Source organism: Micromonospora parastrephiae (assembly GCF_016802865.1).
GTDB classification, from domain to species: domain Bacteria; phylum Actinomycetota; class Actinomycetes; order Mycobacteriales; family Micromonosporaceae; genus Micromonospora; species Micromonospora parastrephiae.
In genome coordinates this window covers 13,173-39,974 of record NZ_JAEVHM010000026.1, presented here as the reverse complement: position 1 = coordinate 39,974, position 26,802 = coordinate 13,173, and the positions used below count along the sequence as shown (strand labels likewise).

The window sequence follows — 26,802 nt, the reverse complement described above, 5'->3', positions numbered from 1 at the left end:
GTGTCGGCGGGTCGCGGTCCGTGGGTGGTTGCGGAACGAACCAATTCCGCCTGCCACCGACCCGGGCAAACCGAGCAGACCACCGCCCGACCCGCCAGCGTCCGTACGAGCCGTCAAGGTCCGCTTGACGTGGCGGGCCGGGCGGCGGCCCGCTCCCCAGGAGGGCGGGTCGACGGCACGCGGGATGGCCAGCGGTTGACTCGGGATGCGATTGTGTTCCGAGGTGTCCTGACGGGGTAGTTGGAGATTCTTTGATGAGCAATCTTGACTGGTGCAACTAGCATGGCAGATGATCCCGGTTTTTCCGCGATCGTGGAGTCGTACAGCTACCGGTTGTTTGTACGAGGGATGCGACTAGCCCTACTTTTTCCGGTGGTGGCCGTCTTAGTCGTTCTCGCAGGGTTCGGCGTGGCCCCAGACATTCTTGAACCGCTCACGATCGTACTCTTCTTTGTAACGGTGTTGGGTGTCTTGACGGGCTGGGTGGGCGCGGTTTTCTTAGTCAAGGACACTTCTCGCTATTCCGGTGGGGCCAGCGGAAATGTTGACATCCAGAAGTCATGGAACCTTATGCAGCAGGCAATAAAGGATATCTGCAATTTTCGTAAATGGTAAACCGGCGGGGTGACAGCAACGCCGACAGCAACCGAGGCCCGCCACAGCCGTCTAGGCCGCATCGTGGCTGTCGGGTCGGCCGAGGTGGCGACCTACTGACGATGGCTCCGACTGTGCCTCTTACTCCGCGGGTCCGGGGCGCTGCAAGCGCTGCGGGCGTCCCGGCAGTCTGGGGCACACAGGGGGCACAAGACACCGTCAAACGCCGTCAAGCAGCCACCAGCGATGGCAGCCCGAGACGCCATGTGAGCAGGTGTCGCCGGCCGTTCACGCTGGTGGCGGGACAGCGGCTCTGTGTTCCGCTTCAACTCCCCAACCTACGGGCGCCTGGCGAGTACCGGGCGGGGTGAAGGGCCAGCAAGATATGGCTATGGCGGAAGTGATGACCTTATTCCTGCGGTCCGGCGAGCCAGTGGCGCAGCGTCTCCTCGACGAACTGGTCACGGAGCTTCGAGCGCGGTGCCCGGTCGCCACTGCTACGCCGGCCGGCGACGGCATCGGTTGGGCATCGTGCCAGTTGTCCAGCGACCGCCGACGTTGCAGGGGAAGCTCGCGTACGTTATCCGGCAGCCGTTGCCGCCAGCGAGCAGACGACTCCTGTTGCCCTGCGCGTAGTTACCCGACCCGACAGCGTGAAGAATGCCGTCAACCACGGACTCCGCCAGGGCGGTCCCGTCGACCTGACTCTCTGCGACGCGCTTGCGGAGATCACTACGTCTGGCTACCTGCTCGACTGGAGGATTGTCCGAACCATGTACAGGCTCACCTCTGACCGGTGGGGAGCGATTCTCTACACCGAGCAAGCAGGCTTTGACACCACGGCCCCTGACCCGGTGGCATAGCGGCCCCACTTACAAGCGACGGGTCAGAGCGGGCTGGACCGCGCCGGCGACGAGGACCAGGCCCAGGCCGTCACCAGGCCGTCGGAGGCCGATCGTGAGCGACGAACGACGACCACTGATGACGACGTCTGCCCATGTGACAAGGCGTGGTCGGCCCGACGGCCAGGCCGGCCGGAGCCGCCTTACCTGTAGTTGGTGAACTGGAGGGCGACGCCGAAGTCCTCACCCTTGAGCAGCGAGATGACCGCCTGAAGGTCGTCGCGCTTCTTGCCGGTGACGCGCAGCTGGTCGCCCTGGATCTGCGCCTGGACGCCCTTGGGACCCTCGTCGCGGATCTTCTTGCTGATCGCCTTGGCCTTGTCCGTCTCGATGCCCTGGATCACCTTGCAGTCGATCTTGAAGACCTTGCCGGACGGGCGGGCATCACCGGCGTCCAACGACTTCAGCGAGATGTTCCGCTTGACCAACTTCTCCTTGAACACGTCCAGCGCGGCGCGCACCCGCTCCTCGGTCTCCGCCTGGAGGCCGATCGCCTCCTCACCGGACCAGGAGATCTCCGCGCCGGTGCCACGGAAGTCGAACCGCGTCGAGAGCTCCTTCTCCGCCTGGCGGAGGGCGTTGTCCACCTCCTGGCGGTCAACCTTGCTCACGATGTCGAACGACGGGTTCGCTGCCATGTTGATGCTCCTGCTGTCCGGCGGTCTGGGCCTGCTGCCGGCCGCCGACCAGCGGCACGACCCCCTGACCGTACCCGGTTGCACCGGTACCAGGGGGAGCCGCTATCCTTGCTTCCGCCGCCGCGTTGCGACGCGGTGGGGTGCCCTGGCGGGTTGCCCGAGCGGCCAATGGGAGCGGACTGTAAATCCGTCGCGAAAGCTACAGAGGTTCGAATCCTCTACCCGCCACCAGGTGCGCAAAGAGGCCCCTGACCAGCGTGAACGCCGGTCAGGGGCCTCTCTCGTGAGTCTCGTTCAGTCCCACACCGAGCCGTGTGATCTCACTGGTTGTGTCGTATACGTGTCGCCGTGCCAGCGGGGGATGCTGAGAGATGGCCCAACACCTCACACTGTCTGCCATGGCGACGTGGGACCGGTCGGACGTACTCGCGCTCATTGCTATCGCTGTTGCTGTGGTGGCCATAGCGGCTGGCGCTTTGGCTGCCCAACGTTGGGGGACACGGCGCGGACGCATCACCTTGATGGCCACAGCGAGTTCCTTGATCCCGGAGGGCTATATACGCGAATCCACCAAGAACCTCCTCAAAGTTACTTGGCGGGACATAGACGTTGAAGATCCCCATATGGTGCTCATCGGGATCTTCAACACTGGGCCACGTGATATTTCAAGTGCTCACTTCGACGGCGGGAAGCCGCTTCTCGTGAGACTGAACTGCAAGATGTTCGGAGTCACGGCGCTGTCCGATCACTCGGTTCCCATGGTGTCCGGAGCGATTGGGGATGAAGCCGTCATCCAGCTTGGCCCGCACCTACTTCGTAAGGGTGAGGTATGGGCAGTCAACGTCATTGTGGGCGGCCGTCCCCGACCCGAGCTGGTGAGCCCATTGATCGATACGGATGTTGAGGATGGCACTCGGCCGGCTAAGGGCCTGATCGACTCGACGTCGACACATTCGTCACGCGGATAGGGCTTAGAGTCCGAGCGCAGCTTCGATGCGGCGGCGGGCGGCTTCCTCCTGGCCGTAGACGCACTTTGCGTAGACCCTCATGAGAACGTGCACGCTGTGCCCGGCCCACTCAGCGACCTGGGTAGCCGGCACTCCGGCATTGAGCCAGAGGGACACGGCGGCGTGCCGCAGGTCGTACGGACGGCGAGCCAGCGGGGAGCGCTGTTGTGCCGGCGTGAGCACCTTTGCCCGCGCGTCGCGCCACGCCTTCCCGTAGGTGTTGTTCGGGATCGGCTGGCCGGCGGTGGGCACGTACCGGCCGCCGGGACCACGCCGGGTGACAAACAGCTTCCCGTTCGATCCGGGTGGGTACTCCTTGACGTGGTGGTCGAGTAGCCGCACGAGCGGCGGCGGCACCGGCACGTCCCGCGTGGCGGCCTTCGCTCGGTGCTTCAACCCCCGGTCCTCGGCCGTGGCGTCCCCGTCGCCCCAGTCCCGACCCACGGCCACCGTCGAGCCGGTCAGGTGCAGTACGCCCCACCCGTCAGGCTGGGCGGGCCGCTCGTACTCGTCTTCGCGCAGGTGAAGCACCTCTTCGGGGCGCAGGGCGGCGTAGTACATGCATCCGAAGAACGCCTCCAACTCGGGCACGGCTCGGCCGACCTCGGCGAGCAGCGCTCGCGCCTGATCGGGGTTGACCACCGCTCCCCGGTCGATCTCATCGGCTGTCTTCGGGGCGGTCCAGCTCACCAGGGTCATCGGGTGCGTGTCGAGTAGCCGCAGCTCAACGGCGTACTTGAGAGCACCGGAGAAGACTGCCCGCTTACGGGCAATCGTGCTCGCCGAGGCGGGGGCACCATCCATCCGCAGAGCGAGCGTGTCGAGCACCTTCCGCACCAGCGCAGCATCGGTGAGCGCGGATAGGTCGACGGTGTTGGCCTTGAGCCAGCGCACGGCGGCGGCCAGGTGAACGGGCGGATCGCCAGCGTCGCGGCGAGCCGTGTTGAACACCCACCCGTAGAGCGCGGCCCGTAGCGCCTTGTCGCTGGGCACGCCTCGGTCGGTCGATAGAAGCGCCGGGGTGATGGTGGCCAGCGTCTCGGCGATGCCCTTGCGGTGCTTCGCCGATGCACGGGGCCATTTCATGTCAACGTAGGCCACCGCGTGCTCGTACCACGACCGGGCGTTGAGTGCGCGGGCCATGGGCTCGGGCAGGCCGCTGGCCTTGTCGAACGCGACGCCTTCTCGCTGAGACACCACCAGCTTTGACCGGAAGCTCTCGGCCAGGGCGCGGGTCGCGAACGTCTTGCGGAACGGCTCGCCCGCCACCTTCCAGCGGACCACGTAGGAGTAGCCCTTGCTGAGTTGGTTCTTGAGGATGCCGTGTACGCGTACGTCGTAGGTGCTGGTCATGCTGCCTCTTCGTGGTCGTTAAGCCAGTTGTCCAGGTCGCGGCGGCGGACGTACAGGCTGCCGTTCGGGTATTTGATGGTTCGGGGTGCGCGGCCGGTGGCCTTCCAGCGGAAGAAGGTCGACCGGGGTACGCGGAGTTCGTCTAGGACTTCGGCGAGGGTGAGCAGGTTGCCGGTCGGGGTGCGGCGCGCGGTCATGGGCGGGGCCTCCCTCGTGCGGGGTGCAGGTGGAGCGCTGGAACAAGCCGCGGCGTTGCGGCGGGCAGCGTTGCGGCTGTTTCAGCGAGGTGTCTTGCGGGCTGATTGGCGCGGTGAGCGCCTTCCGGTCGGCGTCGGTGGCCCGTGGAGGGTCGGGGTGCCAGTGCGGCAGAACGGCGTAGGGCGGTCCGCTGAGAGCGCCGTGGAGGCAAGATCCGGGCAGGTCTGGGGTAAGGCATAGGGCCTGACCGTCTGTGTGGCTCTCAGCGGGCCGTTTCCGGGTGCCGATCGACCGGTGGCGGCGCGAGTGCGGGCCGGGAGGGGCCGGGAAGCGTTGACACGTTGACAATCGGCAGGTGCGGTCATGTTTTCGCAGGTGAGAGGCGGTGTCGAGGTGTCAACGCCCCCCGTTGACACCCTCGCGGGTGCTCTGAGCTGCGGAAACGTTGGTGTCGGGTGCGGTTGTCAACGTGTCAACGCCTTCGGGCACCTCGGCCACGGCGCGGGGGTGCAGTTCGTAGCGGCCGTCCGGCCCGTTGCGGACCCACCCGAGGGCGGCCAGCTCGGCGAGCACCGCCGACACCTCGTCGGACTTCGGCAGTCGGCGGGACACCTTGCGGTGCAGTTCCCGGCGGGTGAAGGTGGTCATGCTCTTGGTGGTGAGCACCCCGAGCACGTACCGGGTGTTCTCCATCGCCGTATCACTGCCGATGGTGGTGAGGGCGGCCCGGTAGTGCGCCGCGAAGAACTCGGCCAGCCGCACGGCATCGGTCATCCGGTCGGCGTCGATCGGGCGTCGCCAGGCGTCGGCGGGGTGGTGCGCGACGTGCAGCAACCCGGCCAGCCGCAGCGTTGCGCCAGAGAGCTTGTTGCCCCACTCCCGCATGTCGTGCAGCGTCCCGCCGGGCCGTAGCTGCGCCTCCACCTCCTGAGCAGCCGCCAGCCGCACCCGCCCGGCCTCGGGGGTGAGGGTGACCACGGCGGGGTCTTCCCACTCGGCGAGGGTGGCGGCCAGGTCGTGCACCCGGTGCCGGTAGCCGGCCGTTACCGCCTCGGGCACCGGCTCGGTATCCACCAACCGATACCCCGCCAGGGACCGGGGCAGGGCGAACAGGAACCGGGCCGGTAGCCCTCGGCCGGCGAGGTCGGCGTTACCGCCGAATTTGCGCAGCACGGTCGGTTGCGCCATGACGCACACGGTCAGCGCTGGTTTGTCGACCGAGGCACCCTCTCGGGTCTGCCGTTCGTTGCTCATCGGCTGCCCCGCATGGCCTTTCAGGTAGGGGTCAAGGTTCGGGGCACCGGAGTACCGACCGGCGAGGGTGTCGAAGATCCCGCCTTCATCGCTGATGATCGCCATCCGTCCGCCGTTGGCGGCCATCAACCCGATGAGGGCTTCCGGGGTGGCGTCGTCCACGATCAGGCGGGGCAGGCCGGGAACGGTGATCGCCTCGGCCGCGATAGCAGCGGCTACCGCCTCGGCGGCGGCCTCGTCCCGCTTACCCGGGTCGCTGGCCTTCGCCGCTTGCGCCTTGGCTTGCTCGGCCTGCCGGTCGGCGATATCCCGCAGCGCCGCAGCCTCAGCGATCCGCGGCCGCATCGCCTCACCCAACGTCGACTGAGCGGCGAACAGCGGCGCGGTCATCGCCCGGTGAACAGGTGACTTCCGCTCCCCGGGGCCGGCAATGACGGCGGCGAACACATTCACCGGCTCCCGCCACCCGCCGACCGGCTCCACCTCCAGGCGGCCACCGGCGCACGCGGAGAGCACGGCGACGGCGAGGGTGCCGGCCATCGCAGGGTCGGTCTGGGTGAACCGGGCTACGCCGGTCACCATGTCGCCCAACCAGGCGGGGAACACGTCGACTGGGAACGGCGGCGGCGCGGCGCTCGGCCCGGTCAGGGGCACTGGAACATCCCACAGCGGGCCGCCCGAGGCCGGCTCGCTGGTGGCGTCGGGGTGGTCGGTGACCAGGTGCAGCCGTGCTGGTGTCATGGGGTCACCTGCTTGCGTGGTGGTCGAGGACGATGCGGCCGATGCGCTCGGCGACTGGGGGGACGACGGCGTTTCCGAGGGCGGTAACGCGGTCCACCCGGTCGGGAAGCCCATGAGCCACTCGACCCACTCGGGGTTCAGCGGGCCACCGGCTCTCTCGGACAGGGGTCGTCCTGGCCGGTTCCAGCCAGCGCCGCGCCGGCCGTCTCTGGCGGTTGGTGTGGGCCAGGACGAACAGGCGGGGTCGTGGGTGTGGGGTGCCCATCTCGCAAGCGCGGACAACGCCGGCACGGGTGGTGTATCCGAGTCGTTCGAGATCTCGGAGCACGAAACGAAGTCCCCTGGTGCGGTGGCCGAGGACGTTCTCTCCGATGACGTATCGGGGCTGTAGAGCGTGGATGACGCGGGCCATCTCGGGCCAGAGCCACCGTTCGTCGTCGTGCCGCGCCGGGGACCGGCCAGGGAGTCGGGCTGGCAGGGATAGCCACCCGCGACGACATCGACGCGGGGTCGAGGCTGTGAGCGCCACCAGGTGAGGGCAGTGCGGACGTCGTCATGGCAAGGGACCTCCGGCCAGTGCTTGTGCAGAATGGCGCGGCAGAACGGGTTGATCTCGACGTGACCGACGATCCGCATGCCGGCCCGCTGCAACCCGAGCGACAGCCCGCCGATGCCGGCGAACAGTTCCAACACGTTCAGGGGTTCGCTGCTCATGCGGCTACCTGCCGGGGTCGTTTGCTGCCGGCGGCCAGCCCGGATCGGATGGTGCGTGCCGTCTCGACGTGGCCCAGCCCAGCCCGCGCTGCGGCTTGTTCCAGCACGCTTTTGGCGTCCTCTGCGGTGAGCGACCCACCGGCGGTGAGTTGCCCGAGTGCCACGGCAGCGACGTACAGCGCCCGGTTGCGCTCCCCTGCCGGCGCAGTCGTTACCCGGTCGGCTTCTCGGCTGATCGCGGCCCGTACGTACGCGCCGCTGCGGTCGGTCGGCAGCGACACCACCACCGGGCGCTGCGGCGGGAGCGGCGCCGGGGCCAACCGGGCGGCCAGCCACCCGGGCAGCGGCGCAGGGTCGGTATCCAGGTCGACCCGGTACGGCCGTCCGCTGACCGTCGACCCGGCGGCGACCACGTAACCGCCGTGGGCGCGGGTGTCGACCAGCGGCCCGAGGGTGCCGGCGGTGTTGCGCAGCTCCGGCCCGTCGTCGGGGTGGCGGTAGTAGAGGTGGGTGCCGCCTCGCCCGGTGGTCACCGTGTACGTCGGTTCGACGGGCGCGGCGTGTGTGGCGGCCAGGTCGGCGAGGGTGTCCAGCCCGGTCGGGCCGGTGGTGTCGTCCTTCGGCCGATCGAGGTCGACCACGACCAGCCGGGACGGGCCGCAGGCCAACCCGATCCCGTACGGGCGGGCGGTCCATGCTCGGCGGATGCGGTCGGGGTCGCAGGTGGCGCGAGGTTCCCACCCGAGGTGGTGACCGGCAGCGCGGCAGCGCGGGTCGCGGCCGTTGCAGTCGTCGCCAGCGTGGTCGGGGAAGGCGGGTCGCTTGTCGTCGGGGCGTAGCGGGAAGACGTGCCAGCCGCGTGCGGCGTGCGCGAGCGCGGCGGTAAGCAGTGGGTTGTCGGGCATGGTGCGGGTCCTCTCCGGTGGTGCGGGTGAGGTGGTAAGGCGATCGGCCGGCGGGCGGCCGTGGAGGCGTTCGTGTCGGCCTTGGGCGCAGGCGGCGCAGTCGCGGCGCTGTAGCAGGACGGGCCGGCCGCTGCGCGCGTTGTCGGCGGCGAGCAGCCGACCGCAGATGTGCGGGTATGCCTCGGCGTCGGTCACCGGCCGGCCGAGTACCGCGCTCGCGGCCAGCCATCGGGCGGGCACCGGGTCACCGCCTCGGCCGCGGCCGTGCAGTGATCGCGGCCCGGGTCACCGCGTGTCGCAGGTCGCCGAGCAGCCCGACCAGTTGCCGGCGAGCGGCCAGATCGGTCGGGGCGAGCGCGACCCTGACGCGCACCTCGGCGTGCTCGCGGCCGGCGGCGGTGCGCACCCTGACTAGGACGGCGCGGGAGCGGCCGGCAACGTCGACCACGATCTCTTCGGATCGGTGTTCGCCGAGGCCGCAGCGGTGGTCTTTGCCGCACCACTCGGTGTGTCCGTCGCGGGTGCGGCGGTTCATCGGTTCGCCTCGGCGCGCAGGCGGTGAAAGTGGTTGTAGACGCGGCGGCCGGTGCGCAGCCGGTGGCCTCGGTCGCAGCGGCGGCAGGCACGCGGCCGATGCAGGACCCGGGTGGTGATGCGGCCGCTGCCGGCGCACCGCTGGCAGGTCTTGACGGGCTTGACCCAGCACACGATGGCGTAACCGAGCGTGATCAGGGCGGGGATCGCGGCGAGGACGATAGCGGCGGTCAGGTGGGGGTTCACAAGTGCCTCCCGGGCCGGTTTTTGGGTGCGAACGGCCGTGAGCTGCTATCTGCTAGGTCGCAGCTCATGATTCGGATCGGGTGCTAGCGAGGGTGCTAGCGCTAGCAGGACGGGCCGCTAGCGCTAGCACCCTGACGGCGGGTCAGCCGGCAGACCGCTTCCGGTCACGCTCCGCAATCGCGGCGAGCACGTCGGGGTGCTTGATGCCGCGCCGGGTGGTCGCCTTACCGTCGATACGCCGCCCCACGTCGCCGACCTTCACCAGCGGGTGCGGCTTGAGCGCGGTGGTGAGCTGCGCAGCCTCCCACCCGCCGTACACGTCGGGCCGCAGCTCGGCCAGCAGTGCACACAGCGTCTCGTTCCACACCGCCTTTTCGTCGCCCGGCCACACACGCGCGAGGTCGCCGAGGACGTCCGCGACTGGGGCCACCTCGCGGGTCTGCTCGTCCGGCTTGGGCAGGGTGCCAGCGGCCTGGCGCAGCGCGACGGCGCGGGTGACGATCTGCGCGGCCTTGATGTTGTCGACCTTGTACGACTTCACCGCCGAGGGCTTCGGGCCGAAGCCGCGCAGGATGCCCCACCCGGCCTCGTCGACCGGCACGAACACCGTCGCCCGGTAGCCCTGCTTGTACGCCGACGTCCCGAGGATCATGTCGTTAGCCGTCTGGTCAGCTACCGACAGGCAGAACCGGCTGTTGACGTTGCGGGTGATGCCGGTCGGCAAGCTGTCCTTGTCCGGGATCTGCGTCCCGATCAGGATGATCACGCCCAGCGCCTGCCCGAGCTTGATGACCTTCTCCAGGATCTCGCCGGATTCCTTGGCGTACTTGCTGGTCATCAGCTCTTGCAGCTCATCGAACCAGGCCACCAGCGGGTGAAGGCCGGACCCCTTGAGCGACGCCAGTTCCGGCGTGACCTTGTTCTCCGGGGCCTTGCCCAACCTCGCGTAGTGCTCGATGCGCTTGGAGCGGCGGCGGCACTCCTCGTACAGCCACTCGATGAACGCGAAGCACCGGGCGAGGGTTTCGTCATCGAAGCCGTTGCCGTACTCGGCCATGACCTGCTCAAGGACGGCGAAGTCCCCGACGCCCTTCAACTCATAGCCTCGGATCTCGGCGCGCGCGTCCAGCGACGCGGCCAGCAGCAGCGTGCGCAGCGCGAAGGTCTTACCCGAACCGGGCTGGCCACCGAAGAGCCAGTTGCGGAACATCAGCTCGGCGTCGAGCACGTCCAGACGCGGGGTGGTGGCGAACGGGAACGCCTTGAACAGGTCCACCTTCGCCGACTCCGACAGCAGCGGCCACGGTGGCTGAGTCATCTGCGACGCCGGCTCATACCCGACCCACAACGCCAACCGCCCGGTGTGACCGGGTGCCGGTTCGGGCCACACCTGATCCAGCGGCAGCCGCATCGCCGAGGCCAGCCGGCCCCGCCGGGCGACCACCTCGGCGGCCTCCACCCCGTACGGGAGGTCGACCACCGCGAGGTGCCCGGGGCCGTCGCGGTGGATGTCGACCGGGAAGCTGATCGCCTTCGGGTCCTTGGCAACCGCGCTGTTGATCGCGGCCATCTGCAACGAGGTCAACGCCCGCCGCACGAGGTCAGCGGTCAGCTTGCGGTAGCGGGTGCCCTCGGTAACCCGGTCGGTCAGCGGCTTGTCCGCCGGTCGACCGAGCGTGGCCAGCAACGGCACCACCACCGCCAACGCCAGATAGCGCCACCACGCCGGCCCGAGGGTGAGAACGATCGCCCCGGCGACGGTTGCGCCGGCACCAGCGGCGAGCACCCACCACCGCCACACGCTCTGGCGCTGCCGGCGGGCGTCCAGCTTGAGCCACACGTCCGCCTCACCACGGGTCGCGGCGGCCTGCCGCAGGTGCCAGTTGCCCTCTTCGGCGCTGGCCCAGTGCAACGCCCGACCGAGGCCGCGGAACAGCCCAACCGGTGCCCATACAACGGTTTTCGCCGCGTACTTCGGCAGCCGCACCGCGTGGTACGCGGTCACGTAGCCGGCATCCTTCGATTGGTGCCGCGCCGCTGCGCGCAGGCCGCGCCACGAGCGCGCCCACTCGGCCAGGATCGGCCGGCGCTCCCGCTGCCGGGCGAGCACCTCGGGCGGGATGTCCTCGGCCGCGTCGACCAGTCCGCCGAGGTGCTCCGGGCCGTCGTCGACCGTTTCGGCGTCCTCGGCGGTGTCGTCCGCGTCGGCCGGCGGGCGGGGACGGGGCACCCGGCGGGCGCGGGCATCGTCCAGGTCGACCACCTCGGCATCCGGGCCGGTGGTCGGGTCGGTTAGGTCGTTCTCGGCGGCTTGCCAGTCGAAACGGTTCTCATCAGGGGCAGTCATGATGGGGGTTCCTCCAACGGTCAGGAGATCGGTAGGGGGCCGGCGGCGCGGCGCGGGTTGGTAGCCAGGTGGCCGCGCCGCCGGGCGGGGCTAGGTGTCGGGTTACGCCGCGTCAGCGGCCCTTCTTGCCCTTGCGGCCGATCGCGGTCGCGCCGTTGCCGATCGCGGACTGGCCCTTAACCTTGACGCTGCCGGTCTTGATCGAGCCGTTGTCGGAGCGGCTGCCGGCGTCGAAGTTGTAGTGACCGGCGTCGCAGATCGCGAGGGTGCCGGTGCTGTCGATGGAAACGCTCTTGAAGCCCTTGCCGCAGGTGGTGCAGGACGACATCGCCACGGGAATTCCTCCTTGCCGTGGCTGCCAGCGGGTCTGGCAACCTCCGCACCCCACCGGACCGACGAGGGCCGGGCCGGTGGGGGCGGGGGTAGTCAGACCGCGCAGAACAGCGCGGCGACGAACAGGAACCCGATGTGCCAGGACTGATCCAGGGCGTAGGCCCCGGTGCCGAGTGAGGGGTTGTCGTCGCGGCCGGGGCGGGGTGCGCCGAGGCGGTAGAAGCGGCCCGCCCCGAGGGCGTCGGCGATGCGCCGCAGCGGCGCTCGCCGGTCAGCGATGTAGTGCGACACCGCCGAGACGGTCAGCCCGACCGCGACGCCCCACGGGTCGAGCCGCAGGCCCGTTGCCAGCAGCATGGCGGCCAGCGTGGTGGCGGCGGTCAGGGTGTAGGTGGCGACGTGCGCGGCGCAAGCGAGGCGGCCGAGCCAGCCGGACTGGCCCTTGGTATCGGCCTGCCACTGGGTTTGCACCCAGTGATCGGCGATCTGGTGAGCGACGTAGAGGGCGGCGAACACGGCAGCGAACGCGCCAGCGTGCGCGCCGGTCGGGTCTGCGAACATGGATGTCTCTCCCGAAGTCGATGGCTGAGGGGTTGAGGGCCGGCGGCACGGCACGGGTTTCCAGGCCAGGGGCCGTGCCGCCGGGCGGCGCTAGTCGTGGGTGCGGACGAGGTGCGCGAGGGCGGCACCCATGCCGAGCACCGCGACCGGGAGACAGGCCACGGCGGTGGTGATCCACCACGGGGCCGAGGTGACCCCGGCGGCCTCCAACAGGTGGTAGGCGACCTGCCCGAGTGCGCCGATGGCGAGAGAGCCGAGGGCGGACCACTTGGCGAACCGGCGCGCTCGCTCGGGCACCCGACCGGACAGCCACACGTAGAGCGCGTATGCGCCGTACGTCTCCACCCCGATCGGGAGCGTGATCGCGGAGTTGATGGAGAAGCTGTCCCAGATGCCCGGGAGCGGGTGCACGATGCCGAATCCGGTAAGTCCGCCGAGGCCAACCCACCCGGACCAGATCGCGACGAACGCCGGCAGGGCCAGCAGCACCACCGGCCACACCACCGCCGATCGGACCGGTGCGGGCGGGGCGGGCGTATCCGGGCGACTGACCGCGCTGGCCTCGGCCGGCGGCGTCGGCGGCGTGATCTCCGGGGCGGGCGTCGGGTCCGGTACGACCGGCGGCGTGGGCTCGGGTGCGGCCGGCGCGGGTGCCGGGTCCGGGGTGGCCGCCTCGGTGGTGTCGGCCGGCGGCGCGGCGGGCTCGGTCTTGAGCAGCGCGAGCAGTTCGCCGGCCTTGGGTGCGCCGATGCGGAACTCCCGCATGAGCCGGTTCCGCGACGGGAACACCTCCCCGTCCGGCAGGTCCAGTTCCCGCGCGGCGGACAACAGGTCTTCCAAGGGCTGGGGGTAGCGGGTGCCGTTGATGGTGGGGGCGGTCATGCTGCGTCCTCCTGGGGGAAGGCGCACGCGAGGCATTCGCCCAGCGAGCGCGGGATGAAGTACGGCCGCACCTGGTGGCAGGTGCGGCAGGTGCGGCGGGCCGTGAGTGCCTTGTCGATCGCGGTGCGCTGCGCGGGGGTCGCGGTGCGCTTCGGCGCGGCGAGGTCGAGGCGGTAGAGGTGGGCGGTGCGGGTGCCGCCGACCCCTTGCCAGAGCACTAGAGCGGCGATGGGTTGACCGCCGGGGCGTAGGCCGGCGGCGGTCAGTTGGCGGCGGGTGGCGTAGCCGGGCGGGGCACCTTTCCACCAGTAGGTGGGGATGCCGTACCGCGTGCCATCCGGGTCGTGGAAGGCGGCGCGGATGCGGGCCATCAGGCCGCGCGGTGCGGGTCGGTGCGGGTAGCGGTGTCGGTGGCGGCGCGGGTGACGCGAGCCTCGGCCCGGCGCACCCGACGCCAGTCCAGCTCGGTCGGGCCGCCGTGGTCCTCGGCGTAGATGAGCGTGATTTCGGCGTCCAGCAGGTCCAGCTCGGCCGCGATCAGCGGCCACTCCGCGTCGATCGCGGCCAGGTCAGCAGCGGTCGGCTCGGCGGTGATGAGGGCAAGTTGGTTCCGCACGGGAAACCTCCGGGAAGTCGTTGCAGCGGGAAGGCATGCAGTGCGCGCAACCCGCTTCACTCGCCCCGCTCGCCCGGGATCTACCGGGGTCGACCACCAAGTGGCTCAAGGCAGAGATGCTGCTCAGCAGCGCTACGCGCACTCATTCCTGTCGCTCTGAAGTTGAGAAATAACGACCTGATCCGGCGGTCCATGGGCGTTCGGCAACTACGTGCCGTCGTTCCCCGGACCATCCGGCCGGCGTAGCTAATTTCAGCGCTAAAATTAGCGCTGAAGTTGTGCGATGTCAACGAGGTGGGAGGACTAGGATCAGCGGATCAAGCAGTCAGACAGGGAGGCATCGGGTGGAGGATTGGCAGGCCGTGGCCAGCGCAATCAACGGCCGGATGGCCGATTTGCCGCTGTCACAGCAGGAGTTGGCCGAGCGGTCCAAGGTGTCGGTTGCCACCCTGCGTGAGCTGCAAAAAGCGACCGCGACCCGCAAGCGGTCGGCGCGCACGCTCGCCGCGATCTCGCAGGCTCTCGGCTGGCCGGACGACTACCTTCGTGCCGTGCTGACCGGGGCCACACCGCCGGACAGCGGCGGGGGAGTGGGGCGGGCGGACAGTTCGTCGCTGGTACTCGCGCGGCTGGACCAGCTTCACGCCGAGGTGCGGCGGCTCGCGGATGCCGTAGAGCGGATGGCGGTCGATGTCGGTCATGGCGATAAGGACACCAGTTCCGAACGCGCATCCGAACGCCGTTCACCAGCCGGGTAACCGCAGTCCACTAGGCATCGACTAGGCGCGGTTGCGTATCGGCAGGTGCCTACGCCAGCGAAGGAGGGCCGCTGTGCCTGCTCACGCCAGGGATGCCACCCCGAATCTCACGCTGTACAACCTCCGCGACGCGGCGGGCGAGACTCAGCAGGACGTGGCGGATGGGTTGAACCGCCTGGGGGTGGCGCGCGGGAAGAGACTGGCCGTAACCGCAAATCAGGTCAGCAGATGGGAACGGGGGATCACGTATCCGTCCGCGCTCTACCGGCAGCTCCTCGCCGAGCACTTCGGCGTCTCTGTGCAGGATCTTGGACTCACCAGGCAGCGCGTCACGCCCCAGCAGCGTGACAGTCCCGAGAACGATTCCGGAGGTTTCGCGATCTACCAAGATCCGGTGTCTCATCCGCAGGCCGAGGACAGCCAGGAGGAATGGCGCGCGGTCCGGCGGAAGCTGAACATTCATCGGGTGCAGCTCGCCCGTGAGGCGGCACGCCTCTACGACGTGGAGCACCGCGTAGGTGACAGCGGCCTGATTGCAGCGCCGCAATGGTTGCCACCGACTCCGATCGAGTTGGCGCAGTTCGGAATCGGGCTCGCCCCGGAGGGAACCGCGCCCCTCGTCACCGGGACCGAGGACGCTGCGGCCGGCGTACGGCCGTTGGCGTCGGACGGGCGGCGGCACCAGCGCTACAGCCTCGCCCTGCGGGATGTTGAGCAGCCCCGGCTCTTTGAGAACCGGCTCGCATGGCACCTCGCGGGAGTCGACTGGAGCCAGCCCGACCGTGCGCTCACGTTCACTACCGGCACGTACTTCGGCGGTGTCGATGTCTCGGAAGCGCTCGCGCACGAAATGGCGATGTACCACGTAGCCGGCGATGGGAGCGGCATCCTGCCGGCGTCCTGGCGAAACCTGGGCTTCCGGCGACTCGTGGGCGACCCGTTCACGCCCAGTCGCCGGCCGACAGCGCCGTCAACCGACACGCTCACCCTGCGAGTAGACGACGACGGAGCGTCCTTCGTCCTGCACAACCGCGCAGCCGGCAACGTGGCCGTAGCCGGGGGAATGCTGCACATCATGCCGGCGGGGGTGTTCCAGCCATCGAGCGTCCTGCCCGCCGCGCAAGTGGCCGACTTCGACCTGTGGCGCAACATGATGCGGGAGTACAGCGAGGAATTCCTTGGCAGTGCCGAGCACGGCGGCGACGGGGAACCGGCGGACTACAGTGCGGAACCGCTGGCGGCGTTCGACCGGGCGTATGCGTCCGGCGGGGTGCGGGTGTTCTGCCTCGGCGTCGCGCTCGACGCACTCACCCTGTGGGGCGAGATCCTGACCGTCGCCGTGTACGACCGTCCCACGTATGACCACCTGTTCGCCGACATGGTCGACTCCAACGCTGAGGGAACTGTGGTCAAGACCGGACGGGTGCGGCCAACCTCGGCGCTGCCGTTCACCCGGCACACCATCGACGAACTGACCGCCAGCGGGCGGCTGGCACCGGCGGCGGCCGGATGCCTTGAACTCGCGTGGAAACACCGCCGCACGATCCTGGGGAGAAGCTGACGTGCACGTACTAGTAACTGGTGGGCTGGGATTCCTCGGCCGCGCCGTAGCCCGCGACCTGCTTGCCGCCGGGCACCGGGTCACGGTCATGACCCGGGGCCGCGGTGACCGAACCGCACCGTCCGGCGTCGAGCTGGTGACGGGGGACATCCGGGACCGTGCGCGGCTCTTCGAGATCGTTCAGAAGGGTGGGTACGAAGGAGTCGTACACCTTGCGGCGTTGACCAGCGGGCGGGACTCGTTCGCTGACCCGCTGGGTTATTTCGACGTCAATGCGGCCGGCACCCTGAACCTGCTCATGGCCTTAGACGCCGCGCGGACCACCACCGCGCCGGCCTCGCTGGTCTTCGCCTCCACCAACATCGTCTACGGGTCGCAGCACCACGGCGCACTGTCCGAAGACCTCGACCCGCACCCCGAGAGTCCCTATGCGGCTTCCAAAGTCGCGGCTGAGCAAATGGTCGCGGCGTATGCGGCGACCGGAGCAATCGGGGCGGTTACCCTTCGACCCTTTAACATCGCTGGGGCCGTCGACGGCGTTACCGACACCGACCGCGCACGGATTATCCCGAACGTCTTCCGCGCGATCACCGGAGAACTTGACCACGTAACCCTCAACGGCGACGGGGCGGCAGTGCGAGACTTCGTCCACGTGGCCGATGTCGCCACCGCAGTCCGGCTCGCCCTAACCGTCTGCACACCAGGCACCAGCCAGACCATCAACCTTGGCTCAGGCATCGGAACGAGCATGGCCACCGTGGTAGCTACCGCCGAACAGGTCACCGGCCACCCGGTGACCGTCCGCCGTCAACCGCCTAAGCCTGAACCGCCGGAACTGATCGCCGACGTCAGCCAAGCGCACAGCCTTCTCGGCTGGACACCAGCCAATTCTGAACTGAGCAAGATCCTTGCAGACGCCTGGGAGTCATGGTCGCTTGGCTAGTACGGCAGTCACGTTTCGGTCTGACAAGAACGATTTTGGAACCATGTGTGCCATGGGGGTTGCGAAGCCGTCACTTCGAGACTGGCATAAGGATTGCGGACTTGAGAGCGTCGGTTGCACCTTCGGGCAACGCAGGGCGCGAGCGGTTTCTGGTTGGAAGGACGGGTTCGAAATGGTGAACGACCTTGAAGGCGTCGATCAGGGCGGCGCTCATAAGACGATGGCAATGACGGTTCGCCAATGGCAGATCGTCGATGCAACGGTCGACAACGAAGTCGACACGGCGATAATGAATGGCAAGCCCGGACACTATATTGCGCTTGGAAAAAGCGTTCGCCAGGCTGGCTGGGATCAGCTTGTCCGTGGCGGAGAGGGATGGCCGGCCGGCGATAAAGTGATAACAATCACACTTACTGTTCAACAGTGGGTGTTCGTGACCGAGACGCTCGAATTCTGGGCCGACGTCGAAGACGACGTCGCGCCAAACGATGAAGACCGGCCTGGTCGGCTTCTAAGCGCCAGCATCTCGGCACGGCTGGCCGCGAGTTAGCCGCAGCGCTGAACCCGGTCCTGGTGAACCTGTCTGAACCTCAATCGGCCGCCAAATCGCAGCTACCGAAACCTTGCTCACAGCGGCCGACAACGATATGTTGCAGCGGTAAGTATGCGGTGACAATACGGGGAGATTGTCACCGCACATGCCCTCACCGGACCTGTTGGAGGTAATCCATGAGGACACCAGCAATGATAGCCGTACCTGTGGTGTGGCTAATGCTGGCAGCGCCGCTGGCGCCGCAGAACGTCGCACAAGCGTCAACGGCGAGTCCTGGAAAGAGTGCCTCGGTAAGCCCTGCACTCCTGCCCTCGACCGAGCAGCACCCCATTCTTTCGATGGTCAAGGCGAGTCCAGCAGCGCTTGACTCTGGTGATTGCGATGAACTTGAAAATAAGCGTCATGATCTGGTTGCAGCAGGCAAGGATGTCGCGGCATGTGTGACCTACGGGCCCACTAGACGTGTCCGGACTGACGACATGCAAGCTCAGGCCATTCTACCCGTGCCGCAATGGTGTCTTGATAGTGCCCTGGATGGTAACTGGTACGGGTTTCGGGAAGAGGCATGCACGATTACCGGCCTCAAGGTTTCGGTGCGAAGCCTCCCCAACAACGCTGTCATCGGTGAAATGAGTTTCAATGAATACCGATTCACGTACGGTTCTTCCACCTCTGTCACCGTTGCCCAGCAAATTCAGCTCAGTATGTACGACGGCTGGGGACAAATTGCAGGGACAACCGTCGGTGGAACTGCGCAGTGCACCGGTGCCTGTACCCTCGTGAGTTCAGATTTCCCAATTCAGCCGGTAACCCTTAGCAGTCGTCCCGGTGGTGAGGCTTATTTGCGGACTACGCAAACCGCAGCGGGTACCAGGAGTACCATGGAGGGCGTCTTTAAGCACCGTTTTTTCAACCCCTCCTGGAACGCCTCAGGTGGGGCAACGACTGAATTGGTCAGCGAATTTCCGACGATTCGCTGCGACAATTCTGTTCCAGGCTACAGCGTTCCTGGCTGCATCTTTCCCGATTGGGCAGGCGTCTATACCTACCGTCTAAGTGGTCCTTACGCTGAGCTTGCGGAGCATATCCGGGATGCCCAGCAATCGGGACTTCCCGGCGCTTTCCCTGGAACGGGGCCGAACACTGCTCCACTAACTCGGCTCGTCGACCCCATGTTGCAGAACAGAAACCGAGCTAAAGCTTGCCCGACTTCGTGGCCTCGCCCAGAGGGTAGGAGTTGCGATGAATACCCGATGGCCTCGACCCAACAAGGCGCCGCCGGCAGAACCGCGACGGGTCGCACCTTTCCGTGGTGCTCGGTCTCAGCCCTACCGACGGGCGTGACCGGACCTTCGGGCTGGAGCTCTTGCATGATCGACGAAGTCCAGAACTCCAACGGCGGCTCAGACATGAACGTGTTTCTCTACCAAGATCAGCGCATCCTCGACTTTGACAAGTTCTACATCAATATTGCCCCATAGCTTTATGCGCATGCTGAGAGCTTGACCGCCGACGTTGCGTACGGCGAGTCGATCCCATGTTCGGCTCGACTCGCTCGCCTTAGAGGAGGAGTGGCAACTCTTCGGCGCTCACCTTCTGGCGGCCTACGCGTGTCGCATAGGTGTCGCCTGTCGCACGTGGTGGACAGTCCTTCCAGGTCCGGGCGCCGAGGTCGGCGGACTGTAAATCCGTCGCGAAAGCTACAGAGGTTCGAATCCTCTACCCGCCACCAGGGACTGGCAAGGCCCTTGACCTGCGGAAACGCTAGTCGAGGGCTTTTGTCGTCTCTATCGCTGTTGCGCCTGATCTACCGGCCGATCGACCGCCTGCCGGGCCCGCCTGATGGGGGATGATATGCCTGCTGGAGGCCAGCGATTCCGCGAGAGCTCGAGCGTCAGGTCTTGGTCGAGGCCGGCCATCGTTGCGCCATCCCGACCTGCCGCCAGGTCCCGGTCGAGCTGGCGCACATCGACCCGTGGAGCAAGGTCCAGGAACACGCGTTCAGCAACATCATTGCTCTGTGTCCCACCTGTCACACTCGGTTCGATCGAGGCGAGATCGACCGGAAGGCCATGTTGCAGTACAAGGCAAATCTGGCTCTCTTGAACAGTCGCTACGGCGATCTCGAACGGCGGGTGCTTACTCTGTTCGCTGAACAGCCGGACGCCGGAACCATCGATCTTCCCGGGGGATTGAGCATCCTGCTGAGCTATCTTCTGCAGGATGGCCTCTTGGTGAAGATCGTTCGTCCTGGGGGCCGTGTCGTCATCATGGGCGTCGACCAGATGGAGCGGTACGCGTTGACCGAGCGGGGCCGCGAGTTCATAGCAAAATGGAAGGGCGCAGAGCCCTTGACCTAGGTCATCCGCGGTCACGGCGCGGGCCGACCCGCCGACACCTGCGCCGTCGCTTGGCGATCGTCGATAACCAGTGTGTGCTCCCTGGTCGGGCGAGCCGACCAGGCTGGGGCCGCCCGGCGTACCTGCGTGCGGGCGGTCTACGCCGGCATGGCCTACTTCAACGAGGCCGACAGCGGCGGCCAACTCGCTGCCTGCGAGGAGCCGGGGGCTTGTCCGGTCAGGTGCGGACCGGTTTCTGGCCCCTGCGGAGATCCTGAGCCCGGGCCCGATGCCGGTCCGAGCGGATCGCGTACGTCTGAGTCGAGAAAAGTGGCCTGGCCGGCGGCTACTGGGCCTGCTGTGCGGGCAGCCTGCTCGGGCCCGTCGCCCCCACCCCAGAACCGCCTTGTCCGTTGAGCTGCGGAAAACCTCTCCTGGACCATTTCGAGCCGCCTGCAACCCATCTGAAAGGAATCCGTCGAGGTACTGGCGTGCTGGACAAGACCCGGTATGGTGGTCGATGGCCGGACACGGAGCGCAAGCGTGGACCTACCAGTCCGGCGCGTCACTCATAGTAACTGCCGCACCGGATTTGCTGGTCCGCTATGGCTGGGCCGAATTGTGGTGAAGGTCGTAATCAACGCTGTGTGAAGCGGGTGAGCTGCCCCGAAGGCTCGTGATCTGGCCCCGCGTGACGAGGGTGGTGGGCCGAACGGCGGTAAGTCACGGACGGTGGGGCCAGTCGGGGCCGCCACCACTTTTCTGGCTGTCTACGCTGTGGCACGATCGTGGAACCTCCACTATCACCACGACACTTTCCGACAGGAGCAATCATGTCTGGTCGTAGGTTGGGCCGGCTGCTTGGCTCACTTCTAGTCCTCGCCGCGCTCGCGAGCGGCATCGGCGGTGTCAAACTCGGCGGCAACGCAGGGGGCAGCGTGCAGGCTGGCGACATTGTCTGGCAGCGCGTGCAGGCTGGCGACATCGTCTGGCAGACCCCGCAGGCTGGCGACATCGTCTGGCACAGCCCGCAGGATGGCGACATCGTCTGGCAGTGAGCGGCGCGCCCTGGCCCGTCATCTGATGTGGCTGTCTGGGGTGCCGTACGCCTTTGATGGAACACTCCGTGAGGTGCCGTGACCGCTAGGCGTCAATCCGAAGGAGCGCCATGATCGGTCGCGGTCAACCCGGGCGCAGGTCGTCCGAGGACGCCTGGATCATCACCGCGCCTCTCGCGCTGATCGCGGTCACCTGCGCCACCATCACGGGGTTGGTCGCGAAGGAGCCATTCGGCGACTGGCCGGAGGCGGCTCTTCTCCTCGCCTTCATGATCGTGGCGGGGTTGCCGCTGCTCAGCCTGGTTGTTCGGCGGCAGACGATCGGTGTCACGCTCACCGAGCTGCCGATGGTCCTCGCGCTCTACTTTCTGCCGCCGCTCACGGTGGTGGTCATCTACACGTTGAGCTCGCTCATCACCCACACCCGGCAGCGGTTTTCGGCGCCCAAGGTGTGGTTCAACGTGGCGCGGGCCGCGGCGGGGACGTCGCTGGCGGTACTGGTACTCCAGGCGCTCCCGCCCATCGAGGGAGTGGGGCCGAGCACCTGGGGCAGCATCTTCGCCGCCGTGTGCATGGTGATCCTCATCAGTTACGCCAGCGTGGTCGCGGTGCACACCCTGCTGCACGGCTGGCAGACCGGGCGCGGGACGTTGCGTACCGCCACGCCGGCGGTGCTCACCGCGGCGATCAACGTGTCGGTGGGCCTGGTCGTGCTGATCCTGGTCCGGAGCACGTGGTGGTCGCTGCTCCTGCTCGCCGCCCTGGGCGCCGGCCTTGCCCTGGTCTATCGGGCGTACGCCCAGTTCTTCCGTCAGCACCGCACCCTCACCGACCTGTACGACCTGACCCGCGCGGTGGTCGAGAGCGGGCACAGCGGCACGCTGGCGGATGCGCTGCTCGGCCGGGTCCGGGCTCTGATGCAGGTGGAGTACGCGACGTTGTGGCTCCCGGCCCAGGGGCGGCACCCGGAGACCTTGTTGACCGCCCGGGTGGACGACCCCGGTCTGCTCGACCTGGCGCTCACCCCGCCGGCGATCCGGGAGCGGGTCCGCGACACCCGGCGCACGGTTGCCGTCGGCCGCGGCGTGACCACCGACGGGGAGTTCCGCGCCGACCTGGCCGAACGGCGGATCAAGGACGCGGTGGTGGTGCCGCTGCGGTCGGGTCAGGTCGTCATCGGCACCCTCGAGGTGGCCAATCGTCTCGGTGATGGCAACAACTTCACGCCCGCGGACATCGCGGTCTTCGAGACGGTGGCCGCGCACGCCGCGGTTGCCCTGGAGAATTCCCGGTTGGTTGATCGGCTGCGACACGACGCGTACCACGATGCCCTGACCAAGCTGCCCAACCGGCGGCGGATCACCGGCGCACTGGAGGAGTCGGTCAAGATCCGTACCGACGGCGAAGTGGTGGCTCTGCTGCTCTTCGACGTTGACGGGTTGCGCCAGGTCAACGAGTCGCTCGGCCACGCAGCGGGGGACAAGGTCCTCGCCGAGGTCGCCGCCCGGCTGCGGGCCAGCGCGCCGTCGTCGGCTCTGGTCGGCCGCGCCGGTGGGGACGAGTTCCTGGTGACCCTGCGACTGGACAGTGCTGACGCGGCGCTGGAACTGGCCGGCCAGTTGCGTGAGCAGATCCGTGACGAGATGGTCTTCGACGCGCTCACCCTCGACGTGAACACTGCCGTCGGGGTGGCCGTCCACCCGGATCACGGCAGTGACCCCGCGACCCTTCTGCTCCGGGTGGATCTGGCGGCCACCGCCGCCAAGTCGGTCCCGGGCAGTGTGCAGTTGTTCAACCCGGGCCTGGAATCGCGGTCGCTGCGCCGGTTGGGCCTCGCCGGGGACCTGCGCCAGGCGTTGGACCAGGGCGAGCTGGAGGTCTACTTCCAGCCCAAGGTGACCTTGCGGGACCGCCGGCTGGTCGGTGTGGAGTGCCTGGCCCGGTGGGAGCATCCGACGCACGGCACGGTCGCTCCGGAGGACTTCGTCGCGGTCGCCGAGCACACCGGGCAGTTGAGGCGGCTCACCGAGGTGGTGCTCCGTGAGGGGCTGCGACGTAGCCGGGACTGGGCCGAGGCCAACCAGCCGTTGCCCATCGCGGTCAACCTCGCCGCCCGGTCGCTCACCGACCAACATTTCCCGGACCAGGTGCGGGAGCTGCTGACCGAGTACGGGGTGCCGGCGCAGCGCCTCACCCTGGAGATCACCGAGGCAGGGGTGCTGGACGGTACGGACCGGCCCATCCCGACCCTGCAACGGTTGCGCGACCTCGGCGTACGACTGTCGGTGGACGACTTCGGCACCGGCGACTCGTCCCTGGCTCACCTGCGCCGGCTGCCGGTGCACGAGGTGAAGGTGGACCGCTCGTTCGTGCAGGGCATGGCGACCGATCCGGGGGACCTGGCGATCGTCAACGCGGTGGTGACGCTCTCCCAGCAGTTCGGCCTGGCCGTGGTCGCCGAGGGCGTGGAGAGCGAGCTGACCCTGGAGCTTCTTCAGGACATCGGCTGCGAGATCGGGCAGGGTTTCCTGTTCAGTCGGCCGCTGCCGTACGAGCGGCTGGCCGCCTGGTTCGGTGCCCAGGTGGACCCGGAAACGATCTCGGGTGGAGAGCTTCCGCGCCTGCGCGTCGTGCCCTGAGCTGGGCGTAGACGATCATCGGGGATCCGATTTCACCTGCCGAGCCGGGCCGTGTATTCTAACTTCTGCGCGCCCCACGGGGAGATCGCGCAGGCCCCCTTAGCTCAGTCGGCAGAGCGTCTCCATGGTAAGGAGAAGGTCTACGGTTCGATTCCGTAAGGGGGCTCGAGGGTTCAGCTGGACCCACCGCGGCGGTGTAGCTCAGATGGCAGAGCAAGCGGCTCATAATCGCTGTGTCGCCGGTTCAAGTCCGGCCACCGCTACTCTCGTCTTCCGGGCTCGTTCCCGGTGGTCGTGGGAATGGGCGCCACTGGCGCCCACTTTGCATGTCCGCGCAGCCAGCAGCTAGGCTGGCGCGTCGTAGTTGTTTCCGTTAGCGAGGAAGGCACTCCGCCGTGGCGAAGGCTACCGATGTCCGGCCGAAGATCACTTTGGCGTGTGTGGAGTGCAAGGAGCGCAACTACATCACGCGCAAGAACCGGCGTAACGACCCCGACCGCATCGAGCTGAAGAAGTTCTGCCCGCGTGACGGTCGGCACACGGTCCACCGCGAGACCCGCTGATTCGTGGCCGGCCCTGCGCCGGCCCGCGTTCTGAAGCTTTCCCGATCGCCGATCTGACCGGTACGACGCGGCTACCGCCGCCGTCGACCGAGCAGATCGGCGATTGTGCTTTCCGTGTAGGTTCGCGGCATGCCTCTGGACCCTTCCTTCGTCGGCCGAACGTATCCGCCGACCGCCCCCTACCAGGTGGGCCGAGAAAAGATCCGTGAGTTCGCCACCGCCATCGGCGCCACCGACCCGGCCTACCACGACCCGGAGGCGGCCCGGGCGCTCGGCCACTCCGATGTGATCGCCCCGCCGACCTTCCCATTCGTGGTGACCATGGCGGCCAACCGGCAGATCATCGAGGATCCGGCGCTGGGTGTCGACTACAGCCGTGTGGTGCATGGCGACCAGCGGTTCGCGTACACCCGGCCGGTGGCCGCGGGCGACGAGCTGGTCTGCACGAACACCATCGAGGACGTCAACACCCGGGGCGGGCACGGCTTCCTGACCACCCGCACCGACGTGAACACCGTTGCCGGCGAGCCGGTGGTCGCGGTCTGGTCCAAGCTCGTCGTACGCGGGGAGGCCTGAGATGGAGCTGCCAACCAAGACGTTCCGGGTGACCCGTGCGGACCTGGTCCGCTACGCCGGCGCCTCGGGTGACTTCAACCCGATCCACTGGAGCGACCGGGTCGCCACCAAGGTGGGCCTGCCCGGGGTGATCGCCCATGGCATGTTCACCATGGCGCTGGTCGGCCGGGCGGTCACCGAGTGGGCCGGGTCGCCCGACGCGGTGGTCGAGTACGGCGTCCGGTTCACCCGGCCCGTGGTGGTCCCCGACGACGACCAGGGGACCGAGATCGAGGTCACCGCGAAGGTCCGTGAGGTGACCGAGGAGGGCCTCACCCGGCTCGATGTGAGCGCCACCTGTCTGGGCGAGAAGGTGCTCGCGCAGGCCCGGGCGACCATCCGGACGGCACGCTGAACCGGGCCCGCCACGCGTGGCGGGGAGACCGGTTGGGAAAGTCGGGCGGCTACCCGTACACTGGTCCGCCGTGGGGCAAGTGACCCCTGCTCGGTCGTCTGTGGCCGGGTGGGGCGAGTGTTGCCGCACAGGGGTGTAGCTCAATTGGCAGAGCAGCGGTCTCCAAAACCGCAGGCTGCAGGTTCAAGTCCTGTCACCCCTGCGCCTCAGGCCTGACCGTTCCCGTGGGTCGCGCTGCCGACATGGCGGCGTCCGGCCCGTGGTGGTGGCATCGGCGGGGTGGTTCCGAGGCATTCGGGCCCCCGGTTGATCCACCGGCCGCGGCCCGTCGCGGGACGGTTGGGCCCGGCCGGCGTGACCAGCGCCGCGCACGCCACCCGGCGTGCGACCCGAGATTCCGCGACGGAGGGCGAAGTGGCCGACAACAAGCGGCGCGGCGAGGACGCCGGCGACGATCGTCTGGACGACGAGGTCGTCGACGAGGTAGCCGACGACGACGCCTCCAGCGCGGACGAGCCGGTCTCCCGGGGAGGCACCGCGACGCGGTCGCGGGCCCGTGCGGAGTCGGCGGACAGCCGGCCGACCACCCGGTCGGAGACCGGTCGGGTGGGTGTCTTCGGCCGTGTCGCCCGGTTTTTCCGCGAGGTCGTGGCCGAACTGCGTAAGGTCATCTGGCCGACCCGCAAGGAGTTGCTGACCTACACCGCCGTGGTGGTGACGTTCGTCGCGGTGATGCTGACGATCGTCGGAGTGCTGGACTACGGCTTCGCCAAGGTCGTGCTGTTTGTCTTCGGCAACTCGAGCTGACCGGCTGCCTCCAGCCGATAGTGACGGAAGTGAGCGAGCGTGCCTGAGTACGACGAGACCGCCGGACCGGTGGACGAGCAGTCCACCGTCGCGACGGCGGCTGGTGACGAGTCGGTTGAGGCCGCCAGCGAGCCGGAGTTCCCAACGACCGAGCCCGAGCCGGACGAGGAGTACGACCCGGTTGCGGAGCTAAGGCAGAAGCTGCGCTACGCGCCGGGTGACTGGTACGTGGTGCACTCGTACGCCGGCTACGAGAACAAGGTCAAGACCAACCTCGAGACCCGGATCACGAGCCTCGACATGGAGGACTTCATCTACCAGGTCGAGGTGCCGACCCGGGAAGAGGTCGAGGTCAAGAACGGTAAGCGTTCCCAGATCCAGGCCAAGGTCTTCCCGGGTTACATCCTGGTCCGGATGGAGCTGACCGCCGAGTCCTACTCGTGTGTCCGTAACACCCCGGGCGTGACCGGCTTCGTCGGCGCGACCGACCGGGCCGACCGGCCCGCGCCGCTCTCCCTCGACGAGGTGCTGAAGTGGCTGGCGCCGGCCGTCGAGACCGAGCAGAAGAAGGCGAAGCCGGAGATCAAGGTCCTCGACTTCGAGGTGGGTGACTCGGTCACCGTCACCGACGGCGCGTTCGCGTCGCTGCCGGCCACGATCAGCGAGATCAACGCCGACCAGCAGAAGCTCAAGGTGCTGGTGTCGATCTTCGGCCGGGAGACCCCGGTGGAGCTCAACTTCAACCAGGTCGCCAAGATCTGACCGGTCGTCGGCGGCGGGCTCGGC

The 26,802-nt window shown here is 67.9% G+C and carries 28 protein-coding genes, 4 tRNA genes and 1 pseudogene; 19 read left to right on the top strand and 14 right to left on the bottom strand.

Annotated elements, in window-relative coordinates; all coding sequences use genetic code 11:
* The first annotated feature begins 282 nt into the window (after positions 1–282).
* Positions 283–615, top strand: a complete 333-nt coding sequence (locus tag JNW91_RS08600; protein ID WP_203174355.1) for a hypothetical protein — start codon at positions 283–285, stop codon at positions 613–615.
* Positions 616–1,639: 1,024 nt separating this feature from the next.
* On the opposite strand, the gene JNW91_RS08595 is transcribed toward JNW91_RS08600, so the two are convergent.
* Complete coding sequence (locus JNW91_RS08595) at positions 1,640–2,134, bottom strand: YajQ family cyclic di-GMP-binding protein (RefSeq protein ID WP_121676982.1); 495 nt, start codon at positions 2,132–2,134, stop codon at positions 1,640–1,642.
* 147 nt (positions 2,135–2,281) lie between these two features.
* On the opposite strand from JNW91_RS08595, the gene JNW91_RS08590 reads away from it, so the two are divergent.
* Both JNW91_RS08590 and JNW91_RS08585 read left to right on the top strand, forming a co-directional pair.
* Positions 2,282–2,365: transfer RNA gene (locus JNW91_RS08590), tRNA-Tyr, on the top strand.
* Between the two features lie 167 nt (positions 2,366–2,532).
* Positions 2,533–3,102: a hypothetical protein gene (locus JNW91_RS08585; protein WP_203174354.1), complete on the top strand. Its 570-nt coding sequence runs from the start codon at positions 2,533–2,535 to the stop codon at positions 3,100–3,102.
* Positions 3,103–3,105: 3 nt separating this feature from the next.
* On the opposite strand, the gene JNW91_RS08580 is transcribed toward JNW91_RS08585, so the two are convergent.
* The 13 genes and pseudogenes from JNW91_RS08580 to JNW91_RS08520 form a co-directional block, all read right to left on the bottom strand.
* A complete protein-coding gene (locus tag JNW91_RS08580; RefSeq protein WP_203174353.1) occupies positions 3,106–4,494 on the bottom strand; it encodes a tyrosine-type recombinase/integrase in 1,389 nt (462 codons plus the stop codon).
* A complete protein-coding gene (locus JNW91_RS08575; RefSeq protein WP_203174352.1) occupies positions 4,491–4,691 on the bottom strand; it encodes a helix-turn-helix transcriptional regulator in 201 nt (66 codons plus the stop codon). Before JNW91_RS08575 ends, JNW91_RS08580 begins: the two co-directional genes overlap by 4 nt.
* 397 nt (positions 4,692–5,088) lie before the next feature.
* Positions 5,089–6,687: a YfjI family protein gene (locus JNW91_RS08570; protein ID WP_203174351.1), complete on the bottom strand. Its 1,599-nt coding sequence runs from the start codon at positions 6,685–6,687 to the stop codon at positions 5,089–5,091.
* Positions 6,688–6,691: 4 nt separating this feature from the next.
* Positions 6,692–7,401 (bottom strand): annotated as a pseudogene (locus JNW91_RS08565) (DNA cytosine methyltransferase).
* Positions 7,398–8,546: a bifunctional DNA primase/polymerase gene (locus tag JNW91_RS08560; protein ID WP_203174350.1), complete on the bottom strand. Its 1,149-nt coding sequence runs from the start codon at positions 8,544–8,546 to the stop codon at positions 7,398–7,400. Before JNW91_RS08560 ends, JNW91_RS08565 begins: the two are co-directional and overlap by 4 nt.
* A 4-nt stretch (positions 8,547–8,550) precedes the next feature.
* A complete protein-coding gene (locus JNW91_RS08555; RefSeq protein ID WP_203174349.1) occupies positions 8,551–8,841 on the bottom strand; it encodes a hypothetical protein in 291 nt (96 codons plus the stop codon).
* Positions 8,838–9,086, bottom strand: a complete 249-nt coding sequence (locus JNW91_RS08550) for a hypothetical protein (RefSeq protein ID WP_203174348.1) — start codon at positions 9,084–9,086, stop codon at positions 8,838–8,840. Before JNW91_RS08550 ends, JNW91_RS08555 begins: the two co-directional genes overlap by 4 nt.
* Before the next feature lie 142 nt (positions 9,087–9,228).
* Positions 9,229–11,433, bottom strand: coding sequence for a cell division protein FtsK (locus JNW91_RS08545; protein WP_203174347.1), 2,205 nt, complete (start codon positions 11,431–11,433; stop codon positions 9,229–9,231).
* A gap of 112 nt (positions 11,434–11,545) precedes the next feature.
* Positions 11,546–11,767, bottom strand: a complete 222-nt coding sequence (locus JNW91_RS08540) for a hypothetical protein (RefSeq protein ID WP_203174346.1) — start codon at positions 11,765–11,767, stop codon at positions 11,546–11,548.
* A 92-nt stretch (positions 11,768–11,859) separates the two neighbouring features.
* Positions 11,860–12,327 carry a DUF3307 domain-containing protein gene (locus JNW91_RS08535; protein WP_203174345.1) on the bottom strand — a complete coding sequence of 156 codons (468 nt, stop codon included), beginning with the start codon at positions 12,325–12,327 and terminating at the stop codon, positions 11,860–11,862.
* A gap of 90 nt (positions 12,328–12,417) precedes the next feature.
* Positions 12,418–13,209 carry an ABC transporter permease gene (locus JNW91_RS08530; protein WP_203174344.1) on the bottom strand — a complete coding sequence of 264 codons (792 nt, stop codon included), beginning with the start codon at positions 13,207–13,209 and terminating at the stop codon, positions 12,418–12,420.
* Positions 13,206–13,580, bottom strand: coding sequence for an RRQRL motif-containing zinc-binding protein (locus JNW91_RS08525; protein WP_203174343.1), 375 nt, complete (start codon positions 13,578–13,580; stop codon positions 13,206–13,208). The genes JNW91_RS08530 and JNW91_RS08525 overlap by 4 nt, the downstream gene beginning before the upstream one ends.
* Positions 13,580–13,825 carry a DUF6284 family protein gene (locus tag JNW91_RS08520; protein WP_203174342.1) on the bottom strand — a complete coding sequence of 82 codons (246 nt, stop codon included), beginning with the start codon at positions 13,823–13,825 and terminating at the stop codon, positions 13,580–13,582. Before JNW91_RS08520 ends, JNW91_RS08525 begins: the two co-directional genes overlap by 1 nt.
* Positions 13,826–14,169: 344 nt before the next feature.
* Here JNW91_RS08520 and JNW91_RS08515 point away from each other — a divergent pair, with 344 nt between their 5' ends.
* From JNW91_RS08515 to nusG, 16 genes are all read left to right on the top strand, one after another.
* Positions 14,170–14,583: a helix-turn-helix domain-containing protein gene (locus JNW91_RS08515; RefSeq protein WP_203174341.1), complete on the top strand. Its 414-nt coding sequence runs from the start codon at positions 14,170–14,172 to the stop codon at positions 14,581–14,583.
* Between the two features lie 73 nt (positions 14,584–14,656).
* Positions 14,657–16,144 carry a helix-turn-helix transcriptional regulator gene (locus JNW91_RS32055; RefSeq protein WP_309244282.1) on the top strand — a complete coding sequence of 496 codons (1,488 nt, stop codon included), beginning with the start codon at positions 14,657–14,659 and terminating at the stop codon, positions 16,142–16,144.
* Between the two features lies 1 nt (position 16,145).
* Complete coding sequence (locus tag JNW91_RS08505) at positions 16,146–17,087, top strand: NAD-dependent epimerase/dehydratase family protein (RefSeq protein ID WP_203174340.1); 942 nt, start codon at positions 16,146–16,148, stop codon at positions 17,085–17,087.
* Positions 17,088–17,259: 172 nt separating this feature from the next.
* Positions 17,260–17,637, top strand: a complete 378-nt coding sequence (locus JNW91_RS08500; RefSeq protein ID WP_203174339.1) for a hypothetical protein — start codon at positions 17,260–17,262, stop codon at positions 17,635–17,637.
* A gap of 221 nt (positions 17,638–17,858) precedes the next feature.
* A complete protein-coding gene (locus JNW91_RS08495; RefSeq protein ID WP_203174338.1) occupies positions 17,859–19,121 on the top strand; it encodes a NucA/NucB deoxyribonuclease domain-containing protein in 1,263 nt (420 codons plus the stop codon).
* 420 nt (positions 19,122–19,541) lie between these two features.
* Positions 19,542–20,000: an HNH endonuclease gene (locus JNW91_RS08490; protein WP_203174337.1), complete on the top strand. Its 459-nt coding sequence runs from the start codon at positions 19,542–19,544 to the stop codon at positions 19,998–20,000.
* An 827-nt stretch (positions 20,001–20,827) separates the two neighbouring features.
* A complete protein-coding gene (locus tag JNW91_RS08485) occupies positions 20,828–21,037 on the top strand; it encodes a hypothetical protein (RefSeq protein WP_203174336.1) in 210 nt (69 codons plus the stop codon).
* A gap of 110 nt (positions 21,038–21,147) precedes the next feature.
* Positions 21,148–23,676 carry a putative bifunctional diguanylate cyclase/phosphodiesterase gene (locus JNW91_RS08480; protein ID WP_203174335.1) on the top strand — a complete coding sequence of 843 codons (2,529 nt, stop codon included), beginning with the start codon at positions 21,148–21,150 and terminating at the stop codon, positions 23,674–23,676.
* A gap of 93 nt (positions 23,677–23,769) precedes the next feature.
* Positions 23,770–23,842 (top strand) — tRNA-Thr (locus JNW91_RS08475).
* Positions 23,843–23,866: 24 nt separating this feature from the next.
* Positions 23,867–23,939, top strand: a tRNA-Met gene (locus JNW91_RS08470).
* A 132-nt stretch (positions 23,940–24,071) separates the two neighbouring features.
* Positions 24,072–24,239 (top strand): 50S ribosomal protein L33, encoded by a 168-nt coding sequence (gene rpmG / locus JNW91_RS08465; RefSeq protein WP_007073056.1) that lies wholly within the window; start codon positions 24,072–24,074, stop codon positions 24,237–24,239.
* A gap of 129 nt (positions 24,240–24,368) precedes the next feature.
* Positions 24,369–24,815: a MaoC family dehydratase N-terminal domain-containing protein gene (locus tag JNW91_RS08460; RefSeq protein WP_203174334.1), complete on the top strand. Its 447-nt coding sequence runs from the start codon at positions 24,369–24,371 to the stop codon at positions 24,813–24,815.
* Position 24,816: 1 nt separating this feature from the next.
* Positions 24,817–25,209 carry a MaoC family dehydratase gene (locus JNW91_RS08455; RefSeq protein ID WP_203174333.1) on the top strand — a complete coding sequence of 131 codons (393 nt, stop codon included), beginning with the start codon at positions 24,817–24,819 and terminating at the stop codon, positions 25,207–25,209.
* Positions 25,210–25,338: 129 nt separating this feature from the next.
* Positions 25,339–25,411, top strand: a tRNA-Trp gene (locus JNW91_RS08450).
* 212 nt (positions 25,412–25,623) lie between these two features.
* Complete coding sequence (gene secE / locus JNW91_RS08445; protein WP_139582414.1) at positions 25,624–26,016, top strand: preprotein translocase subunit SecE; 393 nt, start codon at positions 25,624–25,626, stop codon at positions 26,014–26,016.
* Positions 26,017–26,055: 39 nt separating this feature from the next.
* Positions 26,056–26,778, top strand: coding sequence for a transcription termination/antitermination protein NusG (nusG, locus tag JNW91_RS08440; protein WP_139582412.1), 723 nt, complete (start codon positions 26,056–26,058; stop codon positions 26,776–26,778).
* Positions 26,779–26,802 lie beyond the last annotated feature (24 nt).

Excerpts from the sequence above, each read along its gene's own strand:
- JNW91_RS08600 (WP_203174355.1), top strand. The coding sequence starts at position 283 with ATGGCAGATGATCCCGGTTTTTCCGCGATCGTGGAGTCGTACAGCTAC.
- JNW91_RS08595 (WP_121676982.1), bottom strand. The coding sequence starts at position 2,134 with ATGGCAGCGAACCCGTCGTTCGACATCGTGAGCAAGGTTGACCGCCAG.
- JNW91_RS08585 (WP_203174354.1), top strand. The coding sequence starts at position 2,533 with ATGGCGACGTGGGACCGGTCGGACGTACTCGCGCTCATTGCTATCGCT.
- JNW91_RS08580 (WP_203174353.1), bottom strand. The coding sequence starts at position 4,494 with ATGACCAGCACCTACGACGTACGCGTACACGGCATCCTCAAGAACCAA.
- JNW91_RS08575 (WP_203174352.1), bottom strand. The coding sequence starts at position 4,691 with ATGACCGCGCGCCGCACCCCGACCGGCAACCTGCTCACCCTCGCCGAA.
- JNW91_RS08570 (WP_203174351.1), bottom strand. The coding sequence starts at position 6,687 with ATGACACCAGCACGGCTGCACCTGGTCACCGACCACCCCGACGCCACC.
- JNW91_RS08555 (WP_203174349.1), bottom strand. The coding sequence starts at position 8,841 with ATGAACCGCCGCACCCGCGACGGACACACCGAGTGGTGCGGCAAAGAC.
- JNW91_RS08545 (WP_203174347.1), bottom strand. The coding sequence starts at position 11,433 with ATGACTGCCCCTGATGAGAACCGTTTCGACTGGCAAGCCGCCGAGAAC.
- JNW91_RS08535 (WP_203174345.1), bottom strand. The coding sequence starts at position 12,327 with ATGTTCGCAGACCCGACCGGCGCGCACGCTGGCGCGTTCGCTGCCGTG.
- JNW91_RS08530 (WP_203174344.1), bottom strand. The coding sequence starts at position 13,209 with ATGACCGCCCCCACCATCAACGGCACCCGCTACCCCCAGCCCTTGGAA.
- JNW91_RS08525 (WP_203174343.1), bottom strand. The coding sequence starts at position 13,580 with ATGGCCCGCATCCGCGCCGCCTTCCACGACCCGGATGGCACGCGGTAC.
- JNW91_RS08500 (WP_203174339.1), top strand. The coding sequence starts at position 17,260 with ATGGTGAACGACCTTGAAGGCGTCGATCAGGGCGGCGCTCATAAGACG.
- JNW91_RS08495 (WP_203174338.1), top strand. The coding sequence starts at position 17,859 with ATGCTGGCAGCGCCGCTGGCGCCGCAGAACGTCGCACAAGCGTCAACG.
- JNW91_RS08480 (WP_203174335.1), top strand. The coding sequence starts at position 21,148 with ATGATCGGTCGCGGTCAACCCGGGCGCAGGTCGTCCGAGGACGCCTGG.
- JNW91_RS08460 (WP_203174334.1), top strand. The coding sequence starts at position 24,369 with ATGCCTCTGGACCCTTCCTTCGTCGGCCGAACGTATCCGCCGACCGCC.
- JNW91_RS08455 (WP_203174333.1), top strand. The coding sequence starts at position 24,817 with ATGGAGCTGCCAACCAAGACGTTCCGGGTGACCCGTGCGGACCTGGTC.